The following is a 12,298-nucleotide window of genomic DNA, read 5'->3' on the forward strand; positions in this document are numbered from 1 at the left end:
AGTCGGATCCACGAGCGACGTCGACGCTCAGGTCCGACGTCTAGGGACCTTGGGAGCAGTGGTGAGCGAAATCTGGAAGCTGTCGGCGACGCAGGTGGCCCATGCCATCGCCGAAGGAGATATCAGTTCCCGCGAGGCCGTCGAGGCTTCGCTGGAGCGACTGGCCCAGGTCGAGCCGCACCTCAACGCATTCAGCGATCACGTCGCTGACGCCGTGAGACACGCAGACGAGGCCGATGTCCGCCGCGCCCGCGGTGAGTCGCTGGGGGCGTTGCACGGCGTGCCGATCGCAGTCAAGGAGAACCACGATCTCGTCGGGTTCCCCACGACGCACGGGGTGCCGGCGCTGAGGGACGCGGTGCCCGCTCGACGCAACGGACCACCTGTGGAGCGGTACGTGGAGGCCGGCGCCGTCATCATCGGCCGTACCCGCATGCCACCGTTCGGCCAGCGTTGGACCACGCAGAGTGACTTCTACGGTCCTACGCGCAACCCGTACGACCCGTCCGTGACCGCCGGCGGTTCCACGGGCGGCGGCGCCGCGGCCGTTGCGGCTGGTGTGGTCTCCATCGCTCAAGGCAACGACATGGGTGGGTCCCTGCGCTACCCGGCTTCGGTCTGCGGCGTGACGGCCCTTCGCCCCACGGTGAGGAAGGTGCCGTGGTGGACCTCCGGCGAGAACGAGGGCATCCGACTCGCCTCGCGTGAGTTCCTGGTCGATGGCCCGCTCGCTCGCAATGTCGCAGACCTGCGACTTGCGTTGTCGGTCATCGCCCGTCCTGACGCGCGGGACCCCGAGGCGACCCCCGGACACGCGCTCCCCGCCACCGACTCGCCTCGTATCGGTGTGGTGGTCGATCCCGGGGACATGCCCTTCGCGGGAGCGAGCTCGCCCGAGGTCGATGCGTCGCTCCGCGCCGCCGCCGCGACCCTGCGCTCCTGTGGTTACGAGGTCGATGAGATCTCCGTCCCCGCGCTGGGCGAGGCCGCCGGGCTCTGGTTGCAGATGACCTTCGAGGACTACGGCGTGGCCTCATTCGCGTCCGAGCTCGACGCGTTCGGCGACGACGGCATGCGCTTCAAGTGGAACGCGGTCACACGTCTCGTACGGGAGGAGTTCGGTGACCGCAGCCTCGAGGGGTACCTCGCCGCGGTCCAGCGACGCTCGTTGCTGCGCCGGACGATCTCGGAGTTGATGGTCGACTATCCCGTCCTGCTGCTTCCCAACTCGGGGGAGGAGCCGTTCGGGCTGGGCGGTGACGTGACCAGCCTCGACAGGGTGAGGGAGCTCCTGCGCAGCCAGTGGCCGAGCCTGTCCGTCCCCTTCATGGCGCTCCCCGGTGTCGGTCTGGCCACCCAGCCTCGGGCCGGCCGGGCGCCCCTGGGTGTCCACCTCATCGGTCGCGCCTTCGACGAGGAGACGATCCTGCGGGTGGCCGAGCAGATCGAGGCCACCACGTCGTTCGGTGAACCCGTCGACCCCGTCCTTCCCGTCGGTTCGCGGTCGTGAGCAGAGGAGCGCCGGTGGAGGATCGCGGGGGCGACCTGTCGGCGGAAACGGTCGCTGTCCACGGCGTCGCTGTGCCCAGCGGTCTTCTGATCGGCGGGGGCTGGAGAGCAGCGAGCGACGGTGCCACGTTGGCTGTGGTCAATCCGGCCGCCGAGTCCGTCATCGCGAGGGTGGCCGACGGCACCGCACGGGACGGGGTCGCGGCGGCGCGCGCCGCCGCGCGGGCGCAGGAGGGATGGTCGTCGACGGCCCCTCGTGACCGCTCGGACATCCTGCACCGCTCTTTCGTGGCGATGATGGAGCGGCAAGAAGAGCTCGCTCTGGTCATCACGCTCGAGATGGGCAAGCCGCTGGCCGAGGCGCGTGGCGAGGTGGCGTACGCGGCAGAGTTCTTCCGCTGGTTCGCTGAGGAAGCGGTGAGGATCGACGGCGGGTACGCCCGACGTCCCGACGGCCTGGCCAAGACCATCGTGCTGCGGCAGCCCGTCGGACCGTGCCTGCTGATCACGCCCTGGAACTTCCCGCTCGCCATGGGCGCCAGGAAGATCGGGCCTGCCGTCGCCGCCGGATGCACGATGGTCCTCAAGCCCGCGCCGCAGACGCCGCTCTCCAGTCTCCTTCTCGCCTCGATCCTGCAGGAAGCTGGTTTGCCCGACGGCGTGCTGAACGTCGTCACGACCTCCAGGGCGAGTGAGGTGGTCGGGCCGATCCTGACGGGTGGGGAGATCCGCAAGCTGTCGTTCACCGGCTCGACGCAGGTCGGAAAGATCCTCCTGGGGCAGGCTGCGGAGAAGGTCGTGCGCAGCTCGCTGGAGCTGGGTGGGAACGCTCCCTTCCTGGTCATGGCCGACGCAGATCTCGATGTGGCGGTCGAGGCCGCCGTCCAGGCGAAGATGCGCAACATGGGGGAGGCGTGCACGGCCGCCAACCGCTTCTACGCCCACGCCGCGATCAGCGAGGAGTTCTCGACGAGGCTGGCTGATCGGCTCTCGGCGATGCAGGTCGGCGACGGGCTCGTCGATGGCGTGCAGGTCGGGCCGATGATCGATGCGGCCGGGCGCGACAAGGTGCTCGGGTTGATGGCGGACGCGGTTGGACGGGGGGCCCGGATCGTCGCGGGAGGCAGTGCTCCTGAGGGGCCCGGGTTCTTCGTCGAGCCGACCGTCCTGGTCGACGTTCCGGCGGACTCGGAGCTGCTCGCCACGGAGATCTTCGGGCCGGTGGCGGCGATCCAGACGTTCGAGACCGTCGAGGAGGTGATGCGCGCGGCCAATGGCACGGAGTGGGGACTGGCCGGCTACGTGATGACCCAGGACGTCGATCTCGCGTTCGAGATCAGCGAGAAGCTCGAGGTCGGGATGGTCGGGCTCAACGCCGGTGTCGTCTCTGACCCTTCGGCCCCCTTCGGTGGGATCAAGCAGTCCGGTCTCGGGCGTGAAGGCGGGCGCGTGGGCATCGACGAGTTCCTCGACACCAAGTACATCTCCATGCCGGTCCGGGAGGGCGCCCGACTGCCTGCTCCCTGAGCATCCACGGTGGCGTCGAAGGAGTCGCCATCCCTATTTACCGAAACGATCGATTCGGATACTTTTGCGTGACACCCTGACCTAGGAGACGACATGACGAACCGAGCAACAGCCATCACCGGCGTGACCCTGATCGATGGGACCGGACGCCAGCCCATCACCCCGGCGACGGTCGTCTTCGAGGGTGATCGCATCATCGCGGCCGGCCGCGAAGCCGACGTGGTTCTCCCCCCGGAAGCGACACTGGTCGACGGCGTCGGCAAGTGGCTGATCCCGGGCTTCGTGAACGGCAACGTGCACCTCCTCGACGCCTGGATGTTCATGATCGGGCCGGGGACCATCGAGTACCTGGCACGGTGGGAAGGCCGCTTCGTCGAGGTGATCGAGGAAGCCGCCCAGCTCGTGCTGCGCAACGGAGTGACGACCGTGTTCGACACCTACAACGCTGTGGACCACGTTCTCGCCGCCCGCGACCGCATCAACGCCGGGACGTCGCAAGGAGCTCGGATCTTCGCGGCGGGTGCCATTGTCGGCATGGGTGGGCCCTTCAGTGCCGACTTCCACTTCGCGGGCCGCCGAGCCGCCTCGCAGTCGTTCGTCAACCGCATCGACGAGGCTTTCGAGGCGGGAGTGGGCCACCAGCTCAGCACCCTTCCCCGTGCCGAGGTCCGCGCGCGGGTGCGGGACTACCTCGCCCGTGGCGTGGACCTGCTCAAGATCGCGGTGAGCGACCACATCTTCATGAACGTGGGCTTCGACCGGTCCTACCAGACATTCAGCCGCGAGGTGCTCGACGTGATCGTCGAAGAGGCCCGCTATGCCGAGGTGCCGGTCCTCACCCACAGCCTGTCAGTCGAGTCGCTCGACACCTCGGTCCAGCTGGGGGCAGACGTTCTGATCCACGCCAATTACACGATGGGTCAGCCCTACCCGCACGAGCTCGTGGACCGGATCGCGGCGAGCGACTCGTGGGCAGAGCTGCAGACGATCCACGCCGACCACACGAAGGGGCTCGAGGCGGCAGGGAACTGGGCCGCGCAGCTCGGCGGGGGAGCGTACGCGGAGAACGAGCGGGTCCTCATCGGCGCCAACGCCAAGATCATCATGGGTACCGACGCCGGCTGTCCCAGTGTCGACCACCTCGCGGACCTCACCCCGGCTGAGCGGGACGACCGTCCGTGGACGATCGGAGGTGACCACTTCCACTGGACCCAGTCGATGGTGGAGAAGGGCATGTCGACTCTCGAAGCCATCTCGGCTGCGACGCTGAACGTGGCCAAGGCCTACCGGAAGGACGAGCTGATCGGCTCGGTGGAGGTCGGCAAGATCGCTGACCTCGTTCTCCTCGACGCCAGCCCCGTCGATGACATCCGCAATCTCCGAGCCATCAACACCGTCTTCCAGGGCGGTCGGGCGGTCGACCGCGAGAGTCTCCCGACTCAGGCCCTGGTGACGGCGCATCCCCGCGCCATCGGCTGAAGCCCATCAGGGCGGGTTCGCGATCGCGCCGACCGCTGCGTGGGTGATCCGAGTCTGGGCTGCTGCGCGTGCAGGTGACATGCGACTCGGTTCTGCGTGGCGTTGAGCGGCGGAGTGACGCATGGCGGCTCGCGGCACATCTTGCTGCGAATGGGCGATGGCCCCGGGGAGTCCCGGGGCCATCGATCGACCGAATATGAGTAATCCGATCAACTAGCGAACTAAATGTCGTAATACAGCTCGAACTCGTGCGGGTGCGGCCGCAGCTGCACCGGCGCGATCTCGTTGGCGCGCTTGAAGTCCACCCAGGTCTCGATGAGGTCGGGGGTGAACACGTTGCCGACGGTGAGGAAGTCGTGGTCCTCCTCGAGCGCGTCGAGCACGGCGCCGAGCGAGGTCGGCACCTGGGCGATCTCGGCCATCTCGTCCGGCGGGAGCTCGTAGATGTCCTTGTCGATCGGGGCGGCGGGCTCGGTCTTGTTCTGGATGCCGTCGAGGCCGGCGAGCATCAGGGCCGAGAAGGCGAGGTACGGGTTCGCCGACGGGTCGGGGAAGCGGGTCTCGATGCGCTTGGCCTTGGGGTTCGTGCCCGTGATCGGGATGCGGACCGAGGCGGAGCGGTTGCGCGAGGAGTAGACCAGCGAGATCGGGGCCTCGTAGCCGGGGACCAGGCGGTGGTAGGAGTTCACCGTCGGGTTGGTGAAGGCCAGCAGGGCCGGGGCGTGCTGGAGGATGCCGCCGATGTACCAGCGGGCCATGTCGGAGAGGCCGCCGTAGCCGGTCTCGTCGTAGAAGAGCGGTGAGCCGTCCTTCCAGAGGGACTGGTGGACGTGCATGCCGGAGCCGTTGTCACCGAAGATCGGCTTCGGCATGAAGGTGACCGACTTGCCCTGCTCCCAGGCGGTGTTCTTGATGAGGTACTTGAACTTCATCACGTCGTCCGCGGCCTTGAGCAGCGTGTCGAAGCGGTAGTTGATCTCCGCCTGGCCAGCGGTGCCGACCTCGTGGTGGGCGCGCTCCACCTGGAGACCGCAGAGCTCGAGGTTCTTGACCATGTCGGCGCGCAGGTCGCTGTAGTGGTCGTAGGGCTCGACGGGGAAGTAGCCACCCTTGAGGCGGGTCTTGTAGCCCTTGTTGTTCTCCTCCTCCTTGCCCGAGTTCCACCAGCCCTCGACGGAGTCGATGTGGTAGTAGCCCTCGTTGACGCCAGTGGAATACCGGACGTTGTCGAAGATGTAGAACTCGGCCTCGGGGGCGAAGAAGGCGGTGTCCGCGATGCCCGTGGAGGAGAGGTACGCCAGCGCCTTCTTCGCGATGTTGCGCGGGTCGCGGGAGTAGGCCTCGCCCGTGATCGGGTCGTGGATGAAGAAGTTGACGTTGAGCGTCTTGGCCTTGCGGAACGGGTCGAGGTAGGCCGTCGTCGGGTCGGGGTAGAGCTGCATGTCCGACTCGTTGATGGCCTGGAAGCCTCGGATCGAGGAGCCGTCGAAGCCCAGGCCGTCGTCGAAGACGGACTGGTCGAAGGACGAGGTCGGCACCGTGAAGTGCTGCATGATGCCGGGCAGGTCACAGAAACGGACATCGATCATCTCGACGCCCTCGTCCTTGATGAACTTGAGCAGCTCTTCGCTGTTGTTGAACATTCGTTCCTCCTTGGCGCGCTTCCGGTGCGGGCCATGTCAGCGGGTGACGGTCGGGGCCGGCGGCGCTCCGTCGCGTCGCTTCTCCTGCCAGCAACCTACCGAACAGGCCGTTTCCCGGCCGTCACTGGATTGTTTCCGCCATGTAACAAGATGCCCAACGCCGAGCAGCCGGGCGCCCGCCATGCGGGCACCCGGCTGGCCGGATCGATCACGATCAGCGGATGAAGAGCATCTCCTGGTACGTCGGGAGCGGCCACAGGTCGTCGGCGATGAAGGTCTCGATCGCGTCGGCGGCCTCGCGGATCTGGAGCATGGCCGGCAGCACCGCGTCGCGGTAGTACGTCGCCTCGGCCAGGCCCTCGTGGTCGTGGTCGCCCGCCTTGGCAGCGTCGAGTGCGGCGACGCCGGCACGCAGCGCGGCGATCATCTCGGTGACGGTCACCAGGTCGGTGGTGTCGGGCTCGATGCCGGCAGCCTTGAGGGCGGCGGCGTTCGTGGCGAGCTCGGTCTGGTAGCGCACCGCGGCCGGGAGGATCGTCGTCTTGGCGATCTCGCCGGTCAGGTTCGCCTCGACGTTGACCGTCATGACGTACTGCTCGACACCGACCTCGAAGCGCGACTCGAGCTCGGCCTCGCTGAAGACGCCGTACGTCGAGAAGAGCTTCTTGGCCTCGGGGGTCTGGTACTCGGGGAGCGCGTCGACCGTCGTACGGAGGTTCTTCAGGCCCCGCTTCTCGGCCTCGGCGTGCCACTCCTCGGAGTAGCCGTTGCCGTTGAAGACGACCGCGCCGTGCTGCTCCATGACCTTGGCCAGGACCGACTGGACGGCGTCGTTGAAGTCCGCGCCGGCGCTGACCGCGGCCTCGATCTCGGTGGCGAGGTAGTCCAGCGCCTCGGCCATGATCGTGTTGATGATGACCATCGGGGCGGCGACGGTCTGGTTCGAGCCGGCGGCGCGAAACTCGAAGCGGTTGCCGGTGAAGGCCATCGGCGAGGTGCGGTTGCGGTCGCCGGCGTCCTTGGTGAGGTCGGGCAGCGTGTCGACGCCGACCGACAGGACGCCCTTCTGCTTCGACGACGTGGCGCCGCCCTTGGCGATCTGCTCGAAGACGTCCTGCAGCTGGTCGCCGAGGAAGATCGAGATGATGGCCGGCGGGGCCTCGTTGGCGCCGAGGCGGTGGTCGTTGCCGGCCGAGGCGATCGAGAGGCGGAGCAGGCCGCCGTACAGGTGGACGGCGCGGATCACGGCCGCGCAGAACACGAGGAACTGCGCGTTGTCGTGCGGGTTGTCGCCGGGGCTGAGGAAGTTGCCCTGGTTGCCGTTGCCGAACGAGAAGTTCACGTGCTTGCCGGACCCGTTGACGCCGGCGAACGGCTTCTCGTGGAACAGGCACTCCATGCCGTGCTGCTTGGCGATCGACCGGAAGGTCGACATCAGCAGCTGCTGGTGGTCCGAGGCGAGGTTCGCGCGCTCGAAGACCGGGGCGATCTCGAACTGGCCGGGCGCGACCTCGTTGTGGCGGGTCTTGGCCGGGACGCCGAGCTTGAACAGGGCTCGCTCGGTGTCGTGCATGAAGCCGAGGACGCGCTCCGGGATGGCACCGAAGTAGTGGTCGTCGAACTCCTGGCCCTTCGGCGGCTTGGCGCCGAAGAGCGTGCGACCGGCGTTGAGCAGGTCGGGGCGGGAGTTCACGAACGAGGTGTCGACCAGGAAGTACTCCTGCTCCGGACCGCAGTAGGACACGACCTTGTCGATGTCCTCGTGGCCGAAGAGGGCGAGCACGCGCTGGGCCTGCTCGGACATGGCGTTCTGCGAGCGCAGCAGCGGGGTCTTGTGGTCGAGGGCCTCACCGGTCATCGAGACGAAGATGGTCGGGATGCACAGGGTGTTGCCGTTGGGGTTCTCGAGGATGTACGCCGGCGACTGGACGTCCCAGCCGGTGTAGCCGCGCGCCTCGAAGGTGGCCCGGATGCCGCCGTTGGGGAACGAGCTCGCGTCGGGCTCGCCCTGGACGAGGGTCTTGCCGGAGAACTCCCAGACCGCCGTACCGTCGCCGACGGGCTCCATGAACGAGTCGTGCTTCTCGGCGGTGAGGCCGGTCAGCGGGTAGAAGACGTGGGCGTAGTGCGTCACGCCCTTCTCCATCGCCCAGTCCTTCATCGCCGAGGCGACGATGTCGGCGACGGCGGGGTCGAGCTTCTCGCCCTTCTGGATGGTCGCGGCGACCGACTTGAACACCGACTTGGGCAGGCGCTTCTGCATCACCGCGAGGGAGAAGACGTTCTCGCCGTAGATGGCGCCGGTCTTCTCGGCGGCGTCGAAGAACGCAGCCGGGGCCACAGTGGCCTCGATCTCGCGGATCGCGCCGAGGCGGGTCGGGTTCGCAGTCATGGAAACTCCTGGTGTTCGTGGCAGAGGTGGTCGGCAAGCGACCCACGCCTGAACGGTAGGTGGCCCAGATTTCGCCCGATTGCCCAATTGTTTCGGGGATGTAACAGGTTCGCCGAGGAGTGTGGCGCCGGTCACTCCAGGGCCTCGTTTACGCTTGCGGCCGTGCCGAGCCCGACCGCGAACCGCCCCGCCGCCCCGTCCTTCGAGACCGCATCGTGGGGTCGGCGGATCATCGCGCTGCTCATCGACTGGATGCTCTGCACGGTCGCCGTCATCGCGGTCTACGGCCTCGACGAGTACACCGCCACCGGGTCCGTCGCCTCGCTGATGGTGCTGCCGCTGTTCATCGTCGAGTCGACCCTGCTGACGTGGCTCGGTGGGGGATCGATCGGTCAGCTGCTGACCGGGTTGTGCGTCGTACCGGCGCACGGGCGGCTGCACCGGCTCAACCCGGTCAAGGTGTTCGGCCGCCAGCTCCTCATCGCCCTGGTCATCCCGCCGCTGGTGTTCCGTGCCGACGGCCGCGGCCTGCACGACCTCTTCGCCGGTACGTCGACCGTCACCTTCGCGACCCTGCGCTCGCTGACGAAGTGAGTCGGCTCAGTAGCTGACCAGCTTGGGCTGCGCCTCGATCGCCCGCAGCGGCTGCCCCGTGCCGTCGATCGTGACCGTGCCCGGGATCGTGCGCCACGGCCCGCCGCCGACCCGGTAGCGACCGGTGTAGGTCGTCGCGAGGGATGGTCGGTAGGTCCCCTTGCGCAGGTAGTTGTGGGTCACGGTGAGGTCCGGGTACGGCGCGCCCGGCTTGCTGGTGCTGAGCCGCTCGCCGTCGCCGAAGGTCCAGTGGAAGGTGCTGGGCGTCGCTTCGAGGGTGACCCGCTGGCCGAGGAGGGTCACCGTTCGCGAGATGGGACGGGTGCTGGTCGTGTAGAAGTTCGTGTCGAAGTTGACCAGGGTGAGCCCGTCGGGTGGCTGGATGACCAGGGTGCTGGCGGGGAGCTGGAGCTCGGCGAAGGCTCGTCGGATGAGGCCGATCGTGACTACGGGCGTTTCTGGATCAGCCTCAGCACAGAAGTAGACAGACACGGGGTTGTCGCCTTCGATCATCTCCACGTTGCCGTCGCAAGGATCTGCGTCAAGGTGGACCGCTGAGGTCGTGCCGCCCGGCTGGGTGTGAGCGCCGGGATTGACGTGGCCTTGAGTCTCGTTGACGGCGTCGGCGATCAGCCCGCCTTCGGTTGTACCGCCGTTGACCGTGTCATCCGCGAAGGCGGTCCCGGAAACAAGGAGTGCCGCCGCGATTGCGGCGGCCACGGACTTCACCTCGGCTCCAAGATGTCTATCCGCCATACTCGGCCGGTCCAAGTGGCATAGATGTTAAAGCGGCTCGACTTCGGTGCAGACGTCTCGGTAGCGCCGTCCGGGCGAGTGATGAGCTGTTCGTCATTGCGAACCTCGATCTGGGCCTGCACTCCATAGAGCGAGTTGCTCGCTGTCTTGACCTCGCCTATCTGATCAATCTTGAGTTGATATTGGCCGCCCTCGGCGTGACCGCCGTCCCGGTAAAGAGTCTCGACGGCGCTTATAGCACGCTGGCAGCCGCCGCAGGTGGTGCTCGAGAGCCGCTTGAGCTCCTTCACGTCACCCGTCACCTGGACGTAGTTGATCAGCTCCCAGTAATAGCCGATGAACGCCCGCGCCCCGTCCTCCGTCGCCTTCGTCGCCGCCTGCGGCAGCTCCGGTTCCACGGGAGCCTGCGTGGCGGCCGAGGTGGGGGACTCCGGCGTACCAGTCGGCGTCCAGGTCGACGACGGATCGCCGGGGTCCGGGTCGCCCCCGCAGCCGGCGAGCAACAGCAGGGCAGCGGCCGACGCACCGACGGCAGCGCGGAGCGAGCGCATCAAGGTCCTCCCGAGAAATGACTGCGCCCGGACCGGGGCGCGCGACGACGCTAACCCGATCCGGGCGCAGATGCCACCAACTGGTGGCCAGCTGTGGACAGCCGGGGGAGAGGAGGCTCAGCGACCGCGGAGGTTGCCGCGCATGCCCTTCATCGACGTCGGCACCGGGCCCCTCGGGATGGGAGCCTTCGGGCGCTGGGCGTCGAGCGCACGCAGCCGCTGGCGCAGCTCGGTGATCTCGGCCGGCTTGACCTGGCGGCCGAGCTTCTGGATGTGCCGGGTCAGCTTCTTGAGCGGGACCTGGCCCTCCTCGTTGCCGACGATGACGTCGTGGACCGGGTAGTCACCGACGACCCGCTCGTGCTTCTTGTGCTCGCTGATGAGCACCGGCTTCACGCGGGCGATGTTGCCCTCGGCGACCAGGACGATCCCCGGGGGACCGACGACGCGGTGGACCATGTCCTGCTGCTTCGTGAAGCCGACGACCTCCTCGACGACCCAGCCGCGGCGCAGCATGGTCAGCGCGCGGGCGGCGGCGCCGAGCTGGCCCTCGAGGCGCGCGAAGGCGGCTTTCTGGGCGCGGCGGCCGAAGACGATCATCAGCGCGAGGAGGCCGATGAGGAGCGTGCCGATGACGGTCAGCACCATCTTGAAGGCGCCGCTGCCGGGGAGCACGAAGTGGAAGACGGCGAAGCCGAGGCCGCCGAAGATCAGGAACGAACCGAGCATCCACCAGCGGATCGCGGGGTCGACCTCGCGAGCCATCTTGTAGGTCTCGAGGATCTGCCGGCGACGGCTCATCGTGGACGGGTCGAGGGGCGTGTTCGACATGGGGTGCTGCGATCTCCTCGGACGAACTTGTAAGAACTTCAGGCAGTTGCTTCGGCACGCGCGTCGCGCGCGGCCATCGCCTGACGATACAGACGACCGGCCCGGTACGACGAACGGACCAGCGGCCCCGAGAGCACTCCCGCGAACCCGATCTCCTCCGCCTCGGCCGCCAGCTCCACGAACTCCTCCGGCTTGACCCACCGCTCGACGGGGTGGTGGCGCGGCGAGGGACGCAGGTACTGGGTGATCGTCACCAGCTCGCAACCCGCCTCGTGCAGGTCGCGCAGCGCCTGCGAGACCTCCTCACGCGTCTCGCCCATCCCGAGGATGAGGTTCGACTTGGTGACCAGCCCGAACGCCCGCGCCTGGGTCAGCACGTCGAGCGAGCGCTCGTAGCGGAACGCCGGGCGGATCCGCTTGAAGATGCGCGGCACGGTCTCGACGTTGTGGGCCAGCACCTCGGGCCGCGACTCGAACACCTCGGCCAGCAGCTCGGGGCGCCCGTTGAAGTCGGGGATCAGGTTCTCGACGCCGGTGTCGGGGTTGAGCTCGTGGATCGCGCGCACGGTCTCGGCGTAGAGCCATGCCCCGCCGTCGGCGAGGTCGTCGCGGGCGACGCCGGTGATGGTGGCGTACTTCAGCTCCATCTGCTGCACCGACTCCGCCACCCGCCGCGGCTCGTCGCGGTCCAGCGGCTGCGGCTTGCCGGTGTCGATCTGGCAGAAGTCGCAGCGCCGGGTGCACTGGTCACCGCCGATGAGGAAGGTCGCCTCGCGGTCCTCCCAGCACTCGAAGATGTTGGGACAGCCCGCTTCCTGGCACACCGTGTGCAGGCCCTCGGACTTCACCAGCTTCTGGAGAGCGGTGTACTCCGGGCCCATCTTCGCGCGGGTCTTGATCCACGACGGCTTGCGCTCGATGGGGGTCTCGGCGTTGCGGACTTCGAGGCGGAGGAGCTTGCGTCCCTCGGGTGCTGCAGTCACCGGTCCAGCCTACTCCCGGGGCGATGGGCCCCC

General features: G+C 67.8%; 10 protein-coding genes. 4 read left to right on the forward strand and 6 right to left on the reverse strand.

Annotated elements, in window-relative coordinates; genetic code table 11:
• The first annotated feature begins 61 nt into the window (after positions 1-61).
• The 3 genes from ASE20_RS04315 to ASE20_RS04325 all read left to right on the forward strand — a co-directional run bounded on the left by ASE20_RS04315 (position 62) and on the right by ASE20_RS04325 (position 4,515).
• Positions 62-1,510: an amidase gene (locus ASE20_RS04315; protein WP_162261040.1), complete on the forward strand. Its 1,449-nt coding sequence runs from the start codon at positions 62-64 to the stop codon at positions 1,508-1,510.
• Between the two features lie 71 nt (positions 1,511-1,581).
• Positions 1,582-3,036, forward strand: a complete 1,455-nt coding sequence (locus ASE20_RS04320; protein WP_056893843.1) for an NAD-dependent succinate-semialdehyde dehydrogenase — start codon at positions 1,582-1,584, stop codon at positions 3,034-3,036.
• A gap of 93 nt (positions 3,037-3,129) precedes the next feature.
• Positions 3,130-4,515 (forward strand): amidohydrolase family protein, encoded by a 1,386-nt coding sequence (locus ASE20_RS04325; RefSeq protein WP_056893305.1) that lies wholly within the window; start codon positions 3,130-3,132, stop codon positions 4,513-4,515.
• A 221-nt stretch (positions 4,516-4,736) separates the two neighbouring features.
• Here ASE20_RS04325 and glnA read toward each other — a convergent pair whose 3' ends face one another.
• A complete protein-coding gene (gene glnA, locus ASE20_RS04330) occupies positions 4,737-6,158 on the reverse strand; it encodes a type I glutamate--ammonia ligase (RefSeq protein WP_056893306.1) in 1,422 nt (473 codons plus the stop codon).
• A 214-nt stretch (positions 6,159-6,372) separates the two neighbouring features.
• Complete coding sequence (locus tag ASE20_RS04335) at positions 6,373-8,550, reverse strand: glutamine synthetase III (RefSeq protein WP_056893307.1); 2,178 nt, start codon at positions 8,548-8,550, stop codon at positions 6,373-6,375.
• Positions 8,551-8,712: 162 nt separating this feature from the next.
• On the opposite strand from ASE20_RS04335, the gene ASE20_RS04340 reads away from it, so the two are divergent.
• Positions 8,713-9,144, forward strand: coding sequence for an RDD family protein (locus ASE20_RS04340; protein WP_056893308.1), 432 nt, complete (start codon positions 8,713-8,715; stop codon positions 9,142-9,144).
• A 6-nt stretch (positions 9,145-9,150) separates the two neighbouring features.
• On the opposite strand, the gene ASE20_RS24965 is transcribed toward ASE20_RS04340, so the two are convergent.
• From ASE20_RS24965 to lipA, 4 genes are all read right to left on the reverse strand, one after another.
• Positions 9,151-9,636, reverse strand: a complete 486-nt coding sequence (locus ASE20_RS24965) for a PKD domain-containing protein (protein WP_162261041.1) — start codon at positions 9,634-9,636, stop codon at positions 9,151-9,153.
• Between the two features lie 233 nt (positions 9,637-9,869).
• The gene (locus ASE20_RS04350; protein WP_056893310.1) at positions 9,870-10,451 is read right to left on the reverse strand and encodes a DUF6318 family protein; all 582 of its coding nucleotides are present in this window, start codon (positions 10,449-10,451) and stop codon (positions 9,870-9,872) included.
• A gap of 117 nt (positions 10,452-10,568) precedes the next feature.
• Positions 10,569-11,282 (reverse strand): DUF4191 domain-containing protein, encoded by a 714-nt coding sequence (locus ASE20_RS04355; protein ID WP_056893311.1) that lies wholly within the window; start codon positions 11,280-11,282, stop codon positions 10,569-10,571.
• Between the two features lie 38 nt (positions 11,283-11,320).
• A complete protein-coding gene (lipA, locus tag ASE20_RS04360; RefSeq protein ID WP_056893312.1) occupies positions 11,321-12,265 on the reverse strand; it encodes a lipoyl synthase in 945 nt (314 codons plus the stop codon).
• Positions 12,266-12,298 lie beyond the last annotated feature (33 nt).

This window comes from Nocardioides sp. Root240 (assembly GCF_001428825.1).
GTDB lineage: Bacteria > Actinomycetota > Actinomycetes > Propionibacteriales > Nocardioidaceae > Nocardioides.